The 18294-nt window shown below is 46.4% G+C and carries 17 protein-coding genes; 12 read left to right on the plus strand and 5 right to left on the minus strand.

Features of this window, described 5'->3' with window-relative positions; genetic code table 11:
* Positions 1-425: 425 nt before the first annotated feature.
* Positions 426-2534: a type I pullulanase gene (gene pulA / locus CR205_RS00685; RefSeq protein ID WP_110515942.1), complete on the plus strand. Its 2109-nt coding sequence runs from the start codon at positions 426-428 to the stop codon at positions 2532-2534.
* Positions 2535-2723: 189 nt separating this feature from the next.
* Complete coding sequence (locus tag CR205_RS00690) at positions 2724-3530, plus strand: phosphotransferase family protein (RefSeq protein ID WP_328587702.1); 807 nt, start codon at positions 2724-2726, stop codon at positions 3528-3530.
* Between the two features lie 303 nt (positions 3531-3833).
* Here CR205_RS00690 and CR205_RS00695 read toward each other — a convergent pair whose 3' ends face one another.
* On the minus strand, positions 3834-4133 hold the full coding sequence (locus CR205_RS00695; protein ID WP_110515946.1) for a YtzH-like family protein: 300 nt from the start codon (positions 4131-4133) through the stop codon (positions 3834-3836).
* A 69-nt stretch (positions 4134-4202) separates the two neighbouring features.
* On the minus strand, positions 4203-4526 hold the full coding sequence (locus CR205_RS00700) for a hypothetical protein (protein ID WP_110515948.1): 324 nt from the start codon (positions 4524-4526) through the stop codon (positions 4203-4205).
* A gap of 146 nt (positions 4527-4672) precedes the next feature.
* On the opposite strand from CR205_RS00700, the gene trmB reads away from it, so the two are divergent.
* Both trmB and CR205_RS00710 read left to right on the plus strand, forming a co-directional pair.
* On the plus strand, positions 4673-5326 hold the full coding sequence (trmB, locus tag CR205_RS00705) for a tRNA (guanosine(46)-N7)-methyltransferase TrmB (protein WP_110515950.1): 654 nt from the start codon (positions 4673-4675) through the stop codon (positions 5324-5326).
* A 49-nt stretch (positions 5327-5375) separates the two neighbouring features.
* Positions 5376-6233: a YtnP family quorum-quenching lactonase gene (locus tag CR205_RS00710; protein WP_110515952.1), complete on the plus strand. Its 858-nt coding sequence runs from the start codon at positions 5376-5378 to the stop codon at positions 6231-6233.
* A gap of 232 nt (positions 6234-6465) precedes the next feature.
* On the opposite strand, the gene CR205_RS00715 is transcribed toward CR205_RS00710, so the two are convergent.
* Both CR205_RS00715 and CR205_RS00720 read right to left on the minus strand, forming a co-directional pair.
* Positions 6466-8895, minus strand: a complete 2430-nt coding sequence (locus CR205_RS00715; protein WP_407923539.1) for a S8 family serine peptidase — start codon at positions 8893-8895, stop codon at positions 6466-6468.
* A 243-nt stretch (positions 8896-9138) separates the two neighbouring features.
* Positions 9139-9459, minus strand: coding sequence for a PepSY domain-containing protein (locus tag CR205_RS00720; RefSeq protein ID WP_110515954.1), 321 nt, complete (start codon positions 9457-9459; stop codon positions 9139-9141).
* 238 nt (positions 9460-9697) lie between these two features.
* Here CR205_RS00720 and CR205_RS00725 point away from each other — a divergent pair, with 238 nt between their 5' ends.
* Positions 9698-10771, plus strand: coding sequence for a M42 family metallopeptidase (locus CR205_RS00725; RefSeq protein WP_110515956.1), 1074 nt, complete (start codon positions 9698-9700; stop codon positions 10769-10771).
* 57 nt (positions 10772-10828) lie between these two features.
* Entirely contained in the window at positions 10829-11338 is a 510-nt protein-coding gene (locus tag CR205_RS00730) for a DUF84 family protein (RefSeq protein ID WP_110515958.1), read from the plus strand.
* A 125-nt stretch (positions 11339-11463) separates the two neighbouring features.
* On the opposite strand, the gene CR205_RS00735 is transcribed toward CR205_RS00730, so the two are convergent.
* On the minus strand, positions 11464-11910 hold the full coding sequence (locus tag CR205_RS00735; RefSeq protein ID WP_110515960.1) for a YtoQ family protein: 447 nt from the start codon (positions 11908-11910) through the stop codon (positions 11464-11466).
* A 261-nt stretch (positions 11911-12171) separates the two neighbouring features.
* On the opposite strand from CR205_RS00735, the gene CR205_RS00740 reads away from it, so the two are divergent.
* From CR205_RS00740 to CR205_RS00765, 6 genes are all read left to right on the plus strand, one after another.
* Positions 12172-13215, plus strand: a complete 1044-nt coding sequence (locus tag CR205_RS00740) for a PTS transporter subunit IIC (RefSeq protein WP_110515962.1) — start codon at positions 12172-12174, stop codon at positions 13213-13215.
* Positions 13216-13227: 12 nt separating this feature from the next.
* Positions 13228-13548, plus strand: a complete 321-nt coding sequence (locus CR205_RS00745) for a thioredoxin family protein (RefSeq protein WP_110515964.1) — start codon at positions 13228-13230, stop codon at positions 13546-13548.
* Between the two features lie 247 nt (positions 13549-13795).
* Positions 13796-14596, plus strand: a complete 801-nt coding sequence (locus CR205_RS00750) for a DUF1444 family protein (RefSeq protein WP_110515966.1) — start codon at positions 13796-13798, stop codon at positions 14594-14596.
* Positions 14597-14611: 15 nt separating this feature from the next.
* Entirely contained in the window at positions 14612-14887 is a 276-nt protein-coding gene (locus CR205_RS00755; protein WP_110515968.1) for a DUF4479 family protein, read from the plus strand.
* Positions 14888-15111: 224 nt separating this feature from the next.
* On the plus strand, positions 15112-17943 hold the full coding sequence (locus CR205_RS00760; RefSeq protein WP_236634673.1) for a DNA translocase FtsK: 2832 nt from the start codon (positions 15112-15114) through the stop codon (positions 17941-17943).
* 158 nt (positions 17944-18101) lie between these two features.
* Entirely contained in the window at positions 18102-18290 is a 189-nt protein-coding gene (locus tag CR205_RS00765; RefSeq protein WP_110515970.1) for a hypothetical protein, read from the plus strand.
* The last annotated feature ends 4 nt before the right edge of the window (positions 18291-18294 follow it).

Genomic DNA, 18294 nt, shown 5'->3' on the forward strand with positions numbered 1-18294 from the left:
TCCCCTTCCTATATATACCTTGTGGTGAATAATCATTCATAATTAGTAAATAGTGTGACTCTTTGTTCATACGGATTGCCCGATCGGGAAAGACTGGCAGGGAAATCTTAATTACAAACCTATTATCCTAATTTACCAGAGTTTTTCCCTAAATAAAATTAAAATTTTTTAAAGATTCAGTGAGGAAAACCTCTATTTTAAGGGAAAGATGTCGAATAAATTATCACCCCATAATATTGAGTATATATACATCGAAAAGTGTAAACGCTTCCATTGGTTTGAAGTATCCCGGTTAAGGCTATGTTATTATCAGAGTACTCTGCAAAAGGCTGCTCAAAGTGAGCCGAAAGACCTTCCTATGCTGTCACTTAATTGTTAATCAAAGGCATAGAATTATAGAAACCACGGTGAAAAGAGGAATGGAATTGGAAAAGTCTGTAGCCTGGATCGATGATGTAAAAAGATTAACCGTAAATGCTGACCAAATACACGCCCTGACCGGCTGCATTCCTGTTGTCAAAAGTGGAGGTGAAGAACTGGAGGGGAAGGTGGAAGAGACACATCTCGACCACACAGCCTCGATTATCTTCAAAAGTTCTCTGCCTATCGGGGGAGAAGCTGTGCTCCACTGGGGAGACCAGCAGTTTCCTGTATATGCAGGATCGGTAGTGCGTACGGCCTGGTTTGAAAAACATTTTACAGATACACAGGAAACGTATGGAGCCGAATGGGGTAAGGATGGCACGTTTTTTAAAGTGTGGGTTCCAACTGCTTCCAAGGTGAAATTATATTTAAATAATACGTATTACGAAATGAAAAAAAGTAAAAAAGGGGTTTGGAGTGTATTCGTTGAGGAGGATCTTCATCTAACCGCCTATCAGTACGAGGCTGCCATAAACGGAAAACTTATCAAAGTAAACGATCCATATGCTAAAGCACTGTCTGTGAATAGTAAAAAAAGTGTCGTAATTGATATGGCAAGAGCAGAGCCTGAAGGTTTTTTTACACATCGTCAGCCGGAGTTTGACAAGCCGGAGGATGCAATCATTTACGAATTGCACGTTAGAGACGCCACGATCGATGAAAAAAGCGGCGTTGTTAATAAAGGAAAGTTTAAAGGCTTGACTGAAACAGGAACCGTTACCGGCCAGAATGAATTAACTGGTCTGTCTTATTTTAAAGAACTCGGCATTACACATGTCCAGCTGCTTCCGGTAAATGACTTTGGACGTGTCGATGATCTTAATCCTGATAAACAGTACAACTGGGGTTACGACCCTCTCTTTTTTCAGGTCCCGGAAGGAAGTTATGCAACGGAACCTGAAGATCCCCTGTCCCGGATCCGTGAACTTCGTGAAATGATTGGAAGTTTTCATGAAAATGGATTAAATGTTATTTTGGATGTGGTTTATAACCATGTGTTCATTAAAGAGGAATCACCGTTCCACCAACTCGTTCCCGGCTATTATTTCAGATACCACGGTGACGGAACACCGGGAAACGGGACCGGTGTAGGAAATGATCTTGCAACCGAGCGTGTAATGGTGAGAAAATTTATTCTTGATTCCATCTCATGGTGGCTGCAGCAGTACCGTGCAGACGGGTTCCGCTTTGATCTGATGGGTGCGATGGACGTCGAAACGATGAAGCAGATCAGAGCTCTTTGTGATAAAGAAGATAAAACGGTCATTCTTCTCGGTGAAGGATGGCATTTGGATACCCCACTGGCCCATGACAGGAAAGCAACAATGGAGCAGGCCGGGGAACTTAATGGTATTGCATTCTTTAATGATTATTTCAGGGATACGATGAAAGGGAGCCTTTTTTTAAAACATGATGCAGGCTTTGTAAACGGTCATGGTCATTTTATTGAACGACTGCCCCAGCTTGTCTCCGGTTCCTGCCGGGATGATATGCCAGGACGAATAGTAAGTTCGGCAGCACAGTCGGTAAATTATGTGGAATGTCATGATAATCACACGCTCTGGGACCGTCTTTTCCTTACGAATGAATCGGAAACAGATGAGGAAAAGAAAAAAATTCATCAGCTTGCAACAGGGCTGACGCTCCTCAGTCAGGGTATTCCGTTCCTTCATGCAGGACAGGAGTGGTTCAGAACAAAACAGGGTGACGAAAATAGTTATATTTCAAATGACCGGATTAATAAGCTTGACTGGACCAGACGCACAGAACAAAGAGATAATATCTTATATGTGAAATCACTTATCGATCTGAGGAAGCATTATCCGGTTTTCAGGATGACACGTCAGGAGGAAATTAAAAGGCGTCTCCATATCCTTCAGTGTCCAGCACCGGTTTTCGGCTGGCTTCTTCTTGGGGCCGATGTTGAAATTTCCGTATTCGTAAATCCTACTAAAAGACGTTACCCGCTTTATCTGCCTTCACCAGGTAAATGGGATAAACTGATCAGCAACCGCCTGCCTGTCCTCACGTCTGCCTCGTTTGTGATCGGGGACCAGGGTGAGATTGAACCTTATGAATTGATCGTTCTTAAAAAAGACAGGGTACAATAAAACAATAGAGAGGCTTTGAAGCCTCGAAAAGTTTAGGGCGATTTCATTCATTTACGGACTTTTGCAACAGACTCTTGATGAAATGCCAAACTTTATTTACAATGATATAAGACTTTTTGTGTCTTCTTATCTATTACGAATCATGATATGATAAATACTTCTCTGATTTTGGACACGAGGAAATTGAGGGTGAATCGATTGAAACACTTGATAGGTGAAGGGTGGCATTTGCGTCCTGCCGGTGGAGCGACCGGGGAAGCGTATATAGCGGAACAGGGCGAACAGAAAATTTTTATAAAGCGTAATTCTTCACCTTTTCTGGCGGTCCTGTCAGCGGAAGGCATTGTTCCGAAGCTGCTCTGGACAAAGCGGCTTGAAAGTGGTGATGTAATTACTGCTCAGCGCTGGGTAAACGGCCGTGAACTCAAGTCTTTTGATATGAATGACGACCGAATTGCCAGACTGCTTGGTAAAATTCACCGCTCAAAAGAACTTTTGGAAATGTTTCGCAGGCTTGGTAATAAGCCTCTTACCCCGGAGCGGCTCCTTGCAGGTTTAAATGAGCAGGCTGGTGAGATGCAGCACGAAGATCCGGCGGTGACAGAAGCCATGAACTGGCTCGGTGAAAATCTGGATGACGTAAGAACGGAACAGTACGTTGTCTGTCATTCTGACGTTAACCATAATAACTGGATCGTTAGTGAAGAGGATTCCCTCTATCTGATTGACTGGGACGGAGCCAATGTAGCGGACCCTGCTCTTGATTTGTCGGCTCTCCTGTATCTTTATATTCCTGAAGATGAATGGAAAACCTGGCTAGATGCCTACGGTGTTACGCTTACGCCTGACCTGATCAAACGGATGAGCTGGTATATGCTCGCCCAGAGTATTGAAAGTGTCGTCTGGCACGGCAGTCGCGAACAGATAGCGGAATATACGAAGTGGCATGCTCTTCTTAAGGAAGTGCTGCAGAAAGTAAATGTAAAAATGAATTAATAAAACCTTGTCTCCCGATTCAGGAAGGCAAGGTTTTTGTTATGGCTGTTTTCGGATAGATTGTTGTTTTCTAAGCTACAGGCCGACGCTTTCCGCGGGCAACGCCTCAGCCTCCTAAGGAGCTTTTCTGCTTCTTCCTCTTCCAGTCCAGCTCCGGGGTACATGCGTCGAAGCAACTCGCAGCCTATTCGTGATGCAGTTGCTCGTTGTTGCTTTCCCCGTTTGAGTCGCGGCCTTTCGCTCAAATTTAATAGTAGTCAATAGTAACACTCTTTACGAAAGGAGATTTTGTTATTCAGGTGGTCAGATCAACCGGTCCGGATAAAGAAAGCTGTGTTCTGATTTTTCAATTCCCTGAACCCACTGATCAAGGCTTTCGTTTTCGAGCACCTCCATAATTCCTTCAGTCTGATGATTGTGGCTGTATTGCTGGATGGCGGTAAGAAGTTCCCTGAGATCTTCCTGTACCTCCTGATTGTTAAGCAGTGAGACAGCCAGTCGTTCGACCTGGGCGTATTCATCACGGGAGCCGAAGTGTTCGGTATCCTGGTTTTTTAATATATCCACGAGCAGCTGAAGCTGATGATGGTAGGTCATCGGCATTCGTTAGCACATCCTTTCCTCGCCTTTACTACAAATTAGGATGTGTCGAACGAATGAAACTATACGCGTTTAGATTTCTCTTCCACCGCGCTGCTTGTAGTCAATCGTGACGCCGCTCTGTTCGTCATTCAGCATCGTAAGCTCCTCGATCCAGCGGGAAATGTTCTGGCTGTGATAAACAATATGCTCTTCGTTTGAGGCACTGTTTTTGCGTTCGTCAATAAAGGCATCAATTTCCTCGATCGTTCCTTCAAAATTATCATTCAGGTGGTCGTTCTTTAGCATTTTTATGGACGACTGAAGCTCCAGAAATGTTCCTTCCCCGGTTCCTTCCTTCTTTTTCATGTTTTCAAGGATCGTTCGAGCCTGATTTAGTGGTTTATCATGTCTCATTGGTTATTATGAACCTCCTTTGTAATCCCTCTCTCTATACCCCTTCTCATGTCAGAATAAGCATCCAGCCTGTACTTTTCAGCGTGAGACCCGGTTGGAAATGTGGTATGCTTATGTACTGAAAGAAAGGAAACGGAGTGAAGAACATGCGCCACCGCAATAAGCCGTGGGCGGCAGAAGAGATTGCAGCCCACCCTCAATATATTGTTCCCCAGCCGTCCGGGAACAAAGGGAGATGGCATCATTTTTTCGGAAACAGTAATCCTCTGTACGTGGAAGTCGGCAGTGGAAAAGGCAGGTTCGTCACAGGAATGGCAGACGAAAATCCCGGCATCAACATGATTGGAATTGAAAAGTTCGATACCATTATCATTTCGGGACTGGAACGGATGATTGAACGGGGACTCAAGAATGTCATCATGCTGAAAGAGGATGTTAATGAAATCACGTCATTTTTCGGGCCAAAAGAAGTGGATCGACTGTTTATTAATTTTACAGATCCATGGCCAAAAAACCGTCATGCCAAAAGAAGGCTGACTCATGAAGGGTTTTTGCAGAAATATGTAGAAATACTCAAAGACGGAGGCGAAATCCATATGAAAACGGATAACCGCCTTCTGTTTCAATATTCGCTCCAAAGCTTTTCGGAATTCGGCTTAACACTGAAAAATATCAGCCTGGATCTTCATGAGGATGGACTGGAAGGTAACGTTATGACGGAGTATGAGGAGAAATTCTCAAGCGAGGGCCAGCCGATCTACAGGGTGGAAGCTGTCTGGAACGGACGTGAGGACGAGTAACTGCCAATGGCGGTTTTCCGAATAACATTCACAGTCAGGGGATGAAAAGATGGCACTAGAACAACTCGAAGTAGGCGATGTGTTGATTACGTGGCTAAACGGCGGGGTGACCCACATGGACGGAGGAGCCATGTTTGGCGTTGTGCCCAGGCCTTTATGGGAAAAGAAGTATCCTGCGAATGAAAATAATCAGATTGAACTGAGAACCGACCCTATGCTTTTGCAGGTTGACGGTAAAAATCTTCTTGTGGAAACAGGAATTGGTACCGGGAAATTTACGGATAAGCAGAAGCGGAATTTCGGGATTGAACATGAATCAAAGCTGAAGGAAAACCTTAGTGAACTCGGGTTGGCTCCAGAAGATATTGATATGCTGCTGATGACGCACATGCATTTCGACCACGCGTGTGGTATTTCCAAGTGGAAAGGTGATGACCTGGTTTCTGCGTTTCCCAATGCTGTCATTTATGTAAACGAGACAGAGTGGGAGGAACTGAAAGAGCCGAATATCCGCTCAAAGGCAACCTACTATAAGGAAAACTGGCAGCCTGTTGAGGGCCAGGTAAAAACGTATAACGAAGCAGTCGAACCGATTGACGGAATTCATCTGGTACATACGGGCGGCCATAGCGATGGTCACAGCATCCTGCTTATCGACAGGCAGGGTGAAAAAGCCATTCATATGGCAGATCTTATGCCCACCCATGCCCACCGCAACCCACTTTGGGTTCTTGCCTATGATGACTACCCAATGAATTCCATTGATGCAAAATTGAAGTATATTGCCCCGGCAATTAAAGAGGAAGCGTGGTTTCTGTTTTACCACGACTACAAGTACCGCGCTCTTAAATGGGACTCGGAAAATGAGATTGAAGAAGCGGTGCTCAGAAACCGTGCCTCGGAATAACTTGGAAAAACCGCCTGTTGGTTAATGAACAGGCGGTTTTTTTGTGTATCGCTTTTATTCGATTTCCACTGATCCATCTTCTTCAATCGTAATGATTCCCCCGACCGCATCAAGCTCGGATGTGTTTACCTGAACGACCGTATTAACCTGCTGTGTCCGTCCTGCATAGATATTAGGAGCATTAAGGAAATGGAAGTTTAAGAAAAAAAGGCCGCCCGGAGGCAGCCTTTTTTTATCTTTTTGTCACGAGGTAGTAGCGCTGTGTAGGTAATCCGCCTTTTTCGGCATAAACCCCAAGTACGTACTGTCTATTGGCAAGTTGATTGCCATTGACCGTTCCGTCCCAAGAAAAAGAGTGGCCTGGTGCAGGCACCTTTTCTGTCACATGAATGTTGCCGATAAGCCCGCCTACACCTCCTGCAGGTGTCAGGTGAAACATGTCATACCTGAGAACGTCGGCTCCTCCAGGTAGAGTTGAACTGACGGTATAGTTACCGCCTGATCCACTGAGGGAGGCGCCGGTAACACGAGGGTAATCAGGTTCGCCTACAAAAAGGATTGCTGGAACAGTAATGACTTCACTTCCGTGAGTTAATGTAATTGAGGCTTCATAATAACCTCTTTCCAGATTCCTTGTATCAACCTGAACGTTCATGTTCACCTTCTGTGTTTTTCCAGGCTGAATCTGCAGGTTGCTGCTTGTAGATACATTAATGCCATTAGCGGCATTTTCATCATGGAATGTCACATCAATAGAATAACGTTTACGTTCATCAGACAGATTGGTAATCTCAAAGTGCTGCCGCTCTACCTGGCGTCCATTTTCTTTAAGGAAGGAGCCAAATGAGTGAGAGCCTGGAAAAGCGAGTGTTTCTACTGTTAGAGAATCCACCACTCGAATACTTCCGGCACCCTGGGTATTAAGCGGGTACGGTTTGCCTGTTGCCGGGTTTATCATCTCTTCAGCAGTATTCATGAGTGCAGCTTTTACTTTTTCCACACTCCAATCCGGGTTCTTCTCGAGAAGCAGTGCTGCAGCACCGGCAACGTGTGGCGCTGCCATGCTTGTTCCCTGGGAAGCACCGTAACCGTGCGGGTTCGAAGGATTGTGTGTTGGAATCGTACTTAAAATGTTAACACCAGGAGCAGACACATCCGGTTTGATCATCCATGTATTCATAACCGGGCCGCGTGAGGAGAAGTCTGCTACTGTTTCGCCGACTTCTCCTACTAATGTGATATCGAAGGAAACGGTATTATTCCCCTTCTCCAGTTCATCAAGCAGTTTCTGGCCGTCTGCCAGGGTCGTCTTGATTGAAGGAATCGCCATTCCGGGAACGTCTGGATGCTCACCTGCAACATTATTATAGATAATGGTTCCTGCAGCTCCGGCATTCTTAGCATTGATGGCTTTATCAACAAAAGCGAAATCACCACGGCTGATCAGCGCGATTTTTCCTTCGAAATCCTGACCTTCAAAATCCTGGGGATACCCAAGACCGGCATAGGCAAACTCGAATTCTCCTTCACTGAGAGCAAGAAGATCATCTTCATTCGGGAAGCCCATAACTTTAGCGCTTGGATAATCAACACCTTCAGATGTGAAGATCTCAGCATTAAAGACATTGTAAGGAAGGCGTGTAGCCCCAACTGAGATTGCTTCACGTGAGGTTCCGGGAGATCCGACTGTCCAGTTGTTCGGTCCGGAGTTCCCATTTGATGTAACAGCTACAACGCCCTCGGCCATGGCCCAGTCCAGAGCGATGGAAGTCGCCCAGTCAGGGTTGTTCAGGCTGTTTCCAAGTGAGAGGTTCATCACATCTGCACCATCCTGTACGGCCCGCTCAATTCCAGCAACAACGTTTTCTGTGGTACCGGAACCACCTGGACCAAGGACCCGGTAGGCAAGAAGAGTGGCATCAGGTGCAACGCCTTTAACTTCAGTGCCATCTGCAGCAACCGTACCAGCTACGTGAGTCCCGTGGGTAGTTGAACCACCACGCGGGTCCCCGGGAGGGGTTTCCTGTGGATCGTCATTATTGTCTACAAAATCCCAACCCTTGTAATCACCGAAAGCATGTGCCAAATCCGGATGAGTATAATCCGTACCTGTATCGATGATTGCAACAGTTACTCCTTTACCCGTAATCCCAAGCTCATTCCATGCACGATCTGCACCAATGAATGGACCACTTTCCATCATGGATGGGGAGAAAGAGTCCGGATCGACTTCCTGAAACTCCATTGCATCAATCTGATATTCCACATCGGGATACACAGCTTTAACCCCGTCTACATTTAAAAGTGCTGTGATCTCAGTCTGTGGAAGTGTGACAGAGAATCCTGAAAAAACGTAATCATATTCCCGGTTAACACTGCTGTTAGGCGCAGCGCTATGTACTTCGGAAACCACGTTGTTTCTGACCCGCTCAAGGCTGCTCTTGGTTTGTGATTTACCAGTTTGTTTCGCCTCAACAAGAGATGGTTCATTCATTTCAACGATAACAGTAACTTCTTCATCAGAAGACAATTCATACGTGCCGAAAAGTTCGGCTACATCAAGTTCATTGTTATTGCTGGATGATGCCCCCGGTACAAACGATGTCATAACGAGAAGCAAAGCAAGAAACGTCAATGTCACTCTTGAAGAATACCCCTTCACCCTTCATTCCCCCAATTTTTTATTCAAAGCAGTCAGTAAGTCCCGTGATGATCCTCCCTCCCCAAAAATAAACGCCTTAAGGAATTTCGCGGAAAGGCAGTTTTTTCCTTGTATCGAATGACTTAATTATCTGAATATTTAAATGAATCTTAGGTACTGTAAAATTGGGAAAAACTCAGGTAAATGGCACTAAGGTTTTAAAATAAAAATAAATAAAGCTCTCCTCAGTGAGGAGAGCTACTGTCAATCGTCCTGTTTTTTTAATTTTAATATTGTTCCTGTAGTGGCATCCACGAGAAATTCAAATGCATGAAGCTGACCGTCAATCGTGCAGGAAACCCCGCCGCGGTAAACAGAATAGGAGAGGTTATCATTATGAAAATCCTCTGCCATCATGTGAATCCAGGACCCATCAATGGAACCGAAGTCCTTCATCTTCCGTTTTACAATTTTTAATGCTTTTTCAGGAGAAAGATTACAGTCGTTTTTCTCCAACTGCTCTTTTGCGAGCCATGTTGCGGCTACTCCAACAGCAACACCGGCAATAAAACGCTTCCAACTCATTCAATTCACCATCCTAATCGTAAATGTCGTAGGAGTTATTCTGCTCCTAGTATATCGAAAGAAGAAATAAATGCCAAATGCAGCGGCTGATTTTTTGATATAGGGGTTTGCAAAAGGTGAATGGTCCACTTGAGGCGGCAAGAGTTGTTTCGGTTATCGGAAAAAGTGGCAAGCTTCACAACATTTCGTTAAGATAGTAGAAGATACATAATGAGAAGTATAGAAGGGAGATTTTTTAATGAATCAGGAAACGTATAAAATGTTTGAAACACTCACACAGCTTCCGGGGGCACCGGGCAATGAGCATCAGGTTCGTAAATTTATGAAAGCCGAACTTGGCAAATACAGTGACGAAGTCATTCAGGACGGCCTGGGCGGTGTGTTTGGGGTGAAAAACGGGGACGAAAACGGACCCAAGGTCATGGTTGCCGGTCATATGGACGAAGTCGGGTTTATGGTAACCCAGATTACAGATAAAGGCTTAATCCGCTTCCAGACTCTTGGGGGCTGGTGGAGTCAGGTTCTGCTTGCACAGCGCCTTCATATCATTACGGAAAATGGTCCGGTAACCGGCGTGATCGGTTCAATCCCGCCGCACCTTCTTGACGAAGCAAAGCGCAGCAAACCTATGGACATTAAGAATATGTACATTGATATTGGTGCAGACGACAAGGCGGATGCAGAACGGATCGGCATCAAGCCGGGACAGCAGATTGTTCCTGTCTGCCCGATGGAGAGAATGGCAAACGAGAAAAAGCTCCTTTCCAAAGCGTGGGACAACCGCTATGGCTGTGGCCTGGCAATCGATCTTTTAAAGGAACTAAAAGGTGAATCGACGCCAAATCGCCTTTATTCCGGCGCCACCGTTCAGGAGGAAGTAGGTCTTAGGGGAGCTCAGGTTGCAGCAAACATGATCGAACCGGATATCTTCTATGCAATGGATGCGAGCCCGGCAAATGATGCTTCCGGAGAGAAGGATGCTTTCGGTCAGCTCGGAAAAGGTGCACTGCTCCGCATTTTCGACCGTACCATGGTCACCCATCGGGGAATGAGGGAGTTTATTCTGGATACTGCTGAAAGCAGCAGCATCCCTTATCAGTTCTTTATTTCACAGGGCGGGACGGACGCAGGACGAGTGCATATTTCCGGAAGCGGTGTGCCATCTGCCGTAATCGGAATCTGCTCTCGATACATTCACACGTCTGCTTCGATTATTCACGTAGATGATTACGAAGCGGCAAAAGAACTTATTACCACTCTTGCCCGGAAAACCGACCGTACGACTGTGGAAGCGATCCGATCAAACGCATAACCATCGAGGCTGTCCGGTATATTTCCGGACAGCCTTCACTGTAGAAAGGAGCGTTTAATGGACATATACATTGCTTCTGAGAATCCGGCAAAGGTTGCTGCAGTGAAACAGCTGTTTAGACCGGAGGATCACTATAATGTAATTGCAAAACCGGTTTCTTCCGGTGTGAGTGCCCAGCCAGGTTCGGAGGAGGAAACGCTGAAGGGTGCAGTTAACCGGGCACACACTCTTGTTCACCAGTTCGGTGCCCCTGTTGGAATTGGCCTTGAAGGCGGGATCACCGAGCTTGGCGGCGTGATGTACTTGTGTAACTGGGGTGCTCTGGCTGTTGAAAGCGGCGCCTTTTTCACTGCCGGAGGAGCAAGAATTCCCCTGCCTGATGAGGTGAGCGTTCTTATAAAAAAGGGTGAGGAACTGGGGGATGTGATTGACCAATATGCCAGCCGAAGCGGCGTCCGCTACAGGGAGGGGACAGTCGGTGTTCTGACAGGCGGCGCTGTAACCAGGGATGACATGTTTGCCCATGTAGTTAAGCTTCTGTTCGGTCAGTGGAAGAGAAATCTGTAACTGAATTTATATTATCGGGATCGAGCTTAGGAAAAAGCCCAGTAAAATGACTCTCACCGTTTTTGATGAGAGCCATTCTATTTGCTGGGTGTTGTTTTACTGGATGAGAGGTATACTCTTTTAAATTATTCTTCTTCAAAAATATAACTGATAGCCTGAAGCGCCTGATCAACGTTTTCAACGGTAACGTTGGCTTTGTTGGACAGTTCTTTCAGAGGGTGATGCAGATCCTTCGGACGGACAATGATGAGCGGTTTATTCATGGCGATGGCTGCCGACGCATCCATAGCACTGTTCCACTGCTTGTATTTTTCTCCGAAAAGGGCAATGACAATGTCTGATTTTCCTAGAAGAACCTGCGTTCGAAGGTTGTTAAAATCAGATGCAGCATCATCTTTGGCAATGTTGCCGGGCTGTTCGCCAAGAATCTCCTCACCAATATCATCCGAACGGGAATGATTTTCCATCGGACCGACAAAAGACAGGGGCAGACTTCTTTCCCGGGATTTCTTTTTCACTTCATCACGCCAGTTATCATGAATCTGGCCGGCTAAATAAACTGTAAGTTCCATTTTTTCACTCCTTAGAATCGGCTGTATTGTTTCTCGTTTATTTTACCCTTCTCTCTGTTTATTGCCAAAGAAGAGCTTCGGAAAACCACTTAACTTTTATAGGACTCAGGAGACGTTCGTTCACTGCTTTTCCGGCGGGTCAGGTTTAAACAGGCTGTTTGAAATGGTAAAGTCTGTACAAACTAAACAGCACTTCGATAGAATAAAGGGAAACATCTTCTAAATGCTTCAGCACACCATGCAGGGGGAGACTGTACATAAATGAAATCTTTTTTTAAGAGAAAAGGGGTTCAGCCTTCTTTTCAGACGTACGTCATTGATGCTCTCAGTTACATGGCTCTCGGTCTGTTTTCGTCGTTGATCATCGGCCTCATTCTTCAGACCGCAGGCAATCAGCTCCTTGCTTTGGAGGCGGGCGGTGGTGTCAGTCGTTTTGCCGGGTGGCTTTCCGGTGTTGGTGATCTGGCTATGAGCCTGATGGGGCCGGCGATTGGTGTTGCAGTAGCCTATGGCCTTAAGGCTCCCCGGCTGGTACTCTTTGCAGCGGTCATCAGTGGGGCAGCAGGAGCAGAGCTGGGCGGACCGGCAGGCGCTTTCGTGGCAGCGCTCCTCAGTGTCGAGGCAGGAAAGCTCGTTTCCCGGGAAACAAAAGTCGATATTATTGTCACTCCTTTTGTGACCATTGTGATCGGAGTGGCAGCAGCCACATTTATCGGACCGGGCATCCAGACCGGCCTGGAACAGTTTGGTTCTCTAATCATGTGGGCAACGGAACAGCAGCCGTTTATCATGGGGATCCTGGTGGCAGTGATGATGGGGCTGGCTCTTACAGCGCCTATTTCAAGTGCTGCTATTGCCATTATGCTCGGCCTTTCCGGAGTGGCAGCAGGGGCAGCAGCAGTCGGATGTGCAGCACAGATGGTCGGTTTTGCGGCCAGCAGCTTCCGTGAAAACAGATGGTCCGGTGTGATTGCACTAGGTATCGGCACCTCCATGCTGCAAATCGCAAACGTTGTAAAAAATCCATGGATTCTTCTGCCTCCGACTGCGGCAGCGGCTGTACTCGGACCGGTTTCCACCGTTGTTTTTCAGATGGAAAACCTGCCTGCCGGAGCGGGAATGGGAACGAGCGGCTTTGTCGGCCAGATTATGGCATTTGAAGCCATGGGCTTTACAGTAAGCGTCCTGTTTATCGTTTTGACTATGCACTTTATTGGACCTGCCGTCCTCAGTCTTTTATTATCGGAATGGCTGAGAAAGCAGGGGCGCATTGCTTTTGGAGATATGAAAATAAACCAGTCCTAGGAGGTAAGGAAAATGATCGCAATTCAGACACAGGAACAGTTACAGGAGATTAAACAAGGAGACGGGGCGGTCCTGTATTTTACAGCAGGATGGTGCCCGGACTGCGTCGTGATTGAACCTGTACTGCCGGAACTGGAAGAGAAGCACAATCACTTTCAATTTTTCAAAGTGGACAGAGATTCATTCATTGAAGAATGCCAGGAAAATGACATCTTCGGCATTCCGAGCTTTCTTGTTTTTAAAAATGGTAAAGAAGTTCACCGCTTTGTAAGCAAGAGCCGCAAATCAAAAGAAGAAATAGATCAGTTTTTAACAGAAGCAGCAGACAGATAAGGTATTTACGATCAGCTTTTTACTGAATGAGTGCTGCTTTATTGCGTTGCAGGCGTGCCTTTCGCTCCATCATTCAACTATCGGAATCAGCTGCCGAGAGATGTGCGTTCTCTGGTATGTATAGCCCTCACCCGACGGTGAGGGCTTTTCGTTTGAGGACTTTGGAACAGCCCCTTTTCTTTGTATCCTTGTCGAGCCGTGTTAAACTGTTTCTGAGAGTGACGGAAGACAGGAGGATCTTGAGAAAATGAAACCTATAGCAATTAAACGGCTGCTGGATGAAGAACTGAAGAACGATCCGTTTATTACATCCTACGACCGTGAAAAAGAAGTATATAGAATAGTGGACAAAGAAACAAAAAAAGGTATTACAGTTTCTCTCAGTCCATTGAGCGATAAATTTAAAAAAGATGAGAAACAGGCACTTGATGAAGTGCTCCATTATATTCGGGAAGGCGTGGCGGCACTGACGGCAAAGGTCCGGATAAAAGGAAACGAAAGCCGGATATTCCCGGTCATTCGCCCGACTTCTTTTACAGAAGAGACAGCAGACGGTGACAGACTTGTGACAAAGGAACATACTGCTGAGTCGCGGGTTTATTATGCTCTTGATTTGGGAAAAACTTACGTGCTGATGAGTGAAGCTCATTTGGCAGAGGAAGGCGTCACAGAAAAACATGTGGAAGAGGCGGCTCTGTTCAATCTTCGTTCACTGAAACACACAGTAAAGACGGATATGGTTGCCGGCAATACATTCTACTTTATCAATACCAATGACGGATACGATGCAAGCCGCATCCTGAATGATTCCCTTCTTCGTGAGATGGACGAAAAAACTGAAGGACAGCTTACAGTATCCATTCCTCATCAGGACGTTCTCATTTTCGGTGATATGAGAAACGAGCGGGGCTATGATGTACTCGCCCAGATGGCGTTTTCCTTTTACGCCAAGGGAACGTCCCCGATAACGGCACTGCCGTTCATGTACGATGACGGGGAGCTTGAGCCGGTGTTCATTCTCGCTCAGAGAAAACCGAAGGACAAGTAGACAAGGAGGACAAGGATGAAGGCATATTACAATCTGGACGGAGCAGGAGATACACTTTTCGTCCAGCTGATGGATCTGGATAAAGCAGAATGTAACTGGACCCGAATTGAGGGTATTACGCGTATTACGGAAAAAGAGACAGGTAAAACTGCAGGATACAATATTTTTAATCCTTCTGAATACGGATCTGTCAGTGGCAAAGGCAGGATCGAGTTCAATGCCGGCCTTGTCGAGCTTATTAATACGGCATTAGCCCGCAACGGGATCGAAGAATCAGTGGAACAGGAATAGGAATGAATGATGAGCCGGCATGGTGTGCCGGCTTTTTTCCTTCCACTCATATTTAATGGCAGGCCGGCGCTGAATTTGCTGTTTCCTCCGAACACTTCGCAACAAATTTGTAACGATGAATGGGACTCCGGGACCATGGCTTTTCTGTTAAAATGAGATTACCTTAAAAAAGGAACGCCTGTTTACGGATGACAAGAGACAGCGCAGAAAAAGGTTGTGATGAAATGGGATTTAATTTTCAAAAAATACTTGGACAGGTTAAAAATCTTTTCGGGGAAAACGAAGACGGCGTAAGAGAGTCCGATAAAACAGAATCTGCAGGGAATCGTCAGGTTCAGCAGAAAGCAGATTACCGTTACGGTAAAAGTGTGCATTTAAATAAGGGCGAAGAAGCGAAGGTGCTGCATCAGTATCCGAAAACCGGGGCTTTCCGCTTTCCGGTCGTAAAGGACCACGAGCCTCTCGGGAAAGGAGCGGGCGAGCGTCAGCAATATCACCAATCACCTTCAGAAGATGAAGTAATGCCTGAACAGGAAGCCGTTCAGAAGACTCAGGAACAAAAAAAACGCAAACCAGCACAGCGAAAGTACCTCAAGTTTAATGAAACGGCACAGGAAAAACCGACAGAAGAAGCAGCCAGGCCGACGCAATCACCAAAATCAACAGTGGGCCCTGACTACATAGACAAGCAGAAATTCGCGGGCCATAATTTTTCCGTGCGCCAGATTCCTTCGCCTATTTTCGGCTTTGGAAAAAGGGATGAAGATACGCTGCAGAAATACAGAGAAGACGTCTTAAACGAGTTTCTCGAGCTTGAAGGGCATGTGGATTCCGAAGAGACGGAGGAAATGACGCAGAAGCAGTATGAAGAAGAGCTTTCGAAAGCCGCAACTGACCCTGATCATCAGAAGAATGTTTTTGAACAAAACGAAAGAGAAGAATCTAATGGCTCAGCAGAAGGCGAAAAAGAATCAGCGGCAGCCACAGAGCCTGCAATCCCGGCATTTGTCCAATCTGTACTGGAGAGTGACACTTACCAGGAGGAAAACTCAGAGGAAATGAATGAGCATCCCGAGGCAGACGGTGAATCTAATAATGAAAAAATTTTCGAAGACGATCAAACCGCGGATGAGGATGACGTTTCCGTTCACACGAGCGAGCCCCGTACTCTGAATCATGAAAGTCCAAATGAGGTACTCACTTCTGAGACAGTACTGACTGACGAACCTGTAGAAACCGTAAATAAGCCGGAAGCACCTTACACCGGGTCTGAAGAGGCTGCTGAACATAAGTACTATGAAGAAGAGAAAGTTACGTCACCGGCTAATGATTCCGCCAATGCGGCATATACTGAAGGTACTGAAGAGGACTCTGTCCCTGGTGAGGAGAAGGCTGAACCTGTAATCGAAGACAGCCGGCATGAGGTACAGAGGAAAGAGAAGAACCATCCGTCACCGGCTTTACAAGATCAGCAGAAGAGAACCGGTCAGGAAAGCCATGAGAAACAGGAAAAAAAGAACGATAAAACGCCACCTCGTCCAGCCGGGAACAGCAGTACTTCTGCTGTTCCGTATAACGTTCTTATGTTTCAGCGGGACAGAGTAAAGCAGGAACGGCGTGATAAGCAGAATAGAGGAAAAGGCGTACTCCCTGAACTGCATCTCCTTGAAGTGCCACCGGGACGCACACAGGAAGATGATGAAGCACTGGCAGAGCAGTCAGCTCTTCTGGATCAGACTTTGTCTTACTTTAACGTTAAAGCAAAGGTGGTCAATGTGACACGGGGGCCCTCAGTAACCCGCTTTGAGATTCAGCCTGAACCCGGTGTGAAGGTGAGTAAAATCACCAACCTTCAGGACGATATTAAGCTGAGTCTTGCAGCAAGAGATATCCGAATGGAAGCCCCTATTCCAGGTAAAAACACGATCGGAATTGAAGTGCCAAACAGAAAATCGGATCCTGTGTTCCTGCGTGAGATTCTTAAAAGCCGGGCTTATATCCAGAGTGAGTCGCCTCTTACAGCAGGACTGGGCGTGGATATTTCAGGCCAGCCGGTTGTAACAGATCTGCAGAAGATGCCTCACGGTCTGATTGCCGGTGCAACCGGGTCCGGTAAAAGTGTCTGTATGAATGCGATCCTGCTCAGTCTTCTCTACAAAGCCTCTCCTGAAGAGGTAAGACTGTTGCTGATTGACCCGAAAATGGTGGAACTTGCTCCATATAACGGCCTTCCTCATCTTGCGGCACCTGTTATTACGGATGCCAAGGAAGCGACACTTGCCCTGAAATGGGCAGTAGAGGAGATGGAGCGTCGTTATGAACGGTTTGCTGAGACAGGAGCAAGAGATTTAACGCGTTATAATAAGAAAATGAGGGAACAGGGAAAGGAAGATCAGGTATTCCCATACCTGATTGTTGTAGTTGACGAACTGGCTGACCTGATGATGGTCTCTCCACAGGAGGTGGAGGATGCGATCTGCAGGATTGCCCAGAAAGCAAGGGCGTGTGGCATCCATCTCCTTGTTGCAACACAGCGGCCGTCAGTGGACGTCATTACAGGTCTGATCAAGGCAAACATTCCGACCCGTATCGCTTTCTCCGTTTCTGCACAGACAGATTCCAGAACGATTCTGGACACTTCAGGGGCCGAGCGCCTGCTTGGAAGAGGGGATATGCTCTTCCTTGGCAACGGGGAATCCAAAGCCGTCCGACTACAGGGTGCCTTTGTTTCGGATGATGAAATTGAGCGGGTAACAGAACACGTTAAAAAGAGCGGTCCGCCAAGATTTCTGTTTGAGAAAGAAGAGCTGTCGGCCAGAGAAACAGAAGAAGCGGACGATCCGCTGTTTGAGGAAGTCTGCCGGTTTATTGTGGATCAGGGGGCCGCTTCAACGTCACTGATCCAGAGACGGTTCCGGATGGGCTTTAACCGGGCAGCCCGGATGATTGATCTTCTGGAAGACAGAGGTGTCATTTCTCCTGCAAAAGGAAGCAAACCGAGAGATGTTTACCTTACAAAAGACGAATTGGAAGAAAGTTTTGCCGAAAAAGGGTAAGATAAGACTACACACACCATATAATTTTCTATACAATATGGTATAAACGGGATCGAATCCCGTTTTCTTTTTCCTCTGAGCTTCAATCAACATTGCACGTTCCGTAACATGAAGAACAAGGCAGGGTAACAAAATAACTAGTCTGAGGAGGGATTCACATGGAGCACCTTCCATTAGTAAGTCTAGTACAATTTGTTTCACCGGACTGGCTTCGAATGTTAAAGGAAGAAGAGCAATCCCAGCTGATCGTCGTCCGCGACGGCATCAGACGTATGAGCGAAGAGGATCTTATAGAAATAGTCGAAGCTGTCATTAAAGAAAAGCGTCAGCATGCAATATACCACTAAGAGA

This window comes from Alteribacter lacisalsi, from assembly GCF_003226345.1.
Taxonomy (GTDB): domain Bacteria; phylum Bacillota; class Bacilli; order Bacillales; family Salisediminibacteriaceae; genus Alteribacter; species Alteribacter lacisalsi.

Excerpts from the sequence above, each read along its gene's own strand:
- CR205_RS00725 (WP_110515956.1), top strand. The coding sequence starts at position 9,698 with ATGAATCAGGAAACGTATAAAATGTTTGAAACACTCACACAGCTTCCG.
- CR205_RS00750 (WP_110515966.1), top strand. The coding sequence starts at position 13,796 with ATGAAACCTATAGCAATTAAACGGCTGCTGGATGAAGAACTGAAGAAC.
- CR205_RS00740 (WP_110515962.1), top strand. The coding sequence starts at position 12,172 with ATGAAATCTTTTTTTAAGAGAAAAGGGGTTCAGCCTTCTTTTCAGACG.
- CR205_RS00735 (WP_110515960.1), bottom strand. The coding sequence starts at position 11,910 with ATGGAACTTACAGTTTATTTAGCCGGCCAGATTCATGATAACTGGCGT.
- CR205_RS00710 (WP_110515952.1), top strand. The coding sequence starts at position 5,376 with ATGGCACTAGAACAACTCGAAGTAGGCGATGTGTTGATTACGTGGCTA.
- CR205_RS00695 (WP_110515946.1), bottom strand. The coding sequence starts at position 4,133 with ATGCCGATGACCTACCATCATCAGCTTCAGCTGCTCGTGGATATATTA.
- CR205_RS00730 (WP_110515958.1), top strand. The coding sequence starts at position 10,829 with ATGGACATATACATTGCTTCTGAGAATCCGGCAAAGGTTGCTGCAGTG.
- trmB (WP_110515950.1), top strand. The coding sequence starts at position 4,673 with ATGCGCCACCGCAATAAGCCGTGGGCGGCAGAAGAGATTGCAGCCCAC.
- CR205_RS00755 (WP_110515968.1), top strand. The coding sequence starts at position 14,612 with ATGAAGGCATATTACAATCTGGACGGAGCAGGAGATACACTTTTCGTC.
- CR205_RS00700 (WP_110515948.1), bottom strand. The coding sequence starts at position 4,526 with ATGAGACATGATAAACCACTAAATCAGGCTCGAACGATCCTTGAAAAC.
- CR205_RS00745 (WP_110515964.1), top strand. The coding sequence starts at position 13,228 with ATGATCGCAATTCAGACACAGGAACAGTTACAGGAGATTAAACAAGGA.
- CR205_RS00720 (WP_110515954.1), bottom strand. The coding sequence starts at position 9,459 with ATGAGTTGGAAGCGTTTTATTGCCGGTGTTGCTGTTGGAGTAGCCGCA.
- CR205_RS00760 (WP_236634673.1), top strand. The coding sequence starts at position 15,112 with ATGGGATTTAATTTTCAAAAAATACTTGGACAGGTTAAAAATCTTTTC.
- CR205_RS00765 (WP_110515970.1), top strand. The coding sequence starts at position 18,102 with ATGGAGCACCTTCCATTAGTAAGTCTAGTACAATTTGTTTCACCGGAC.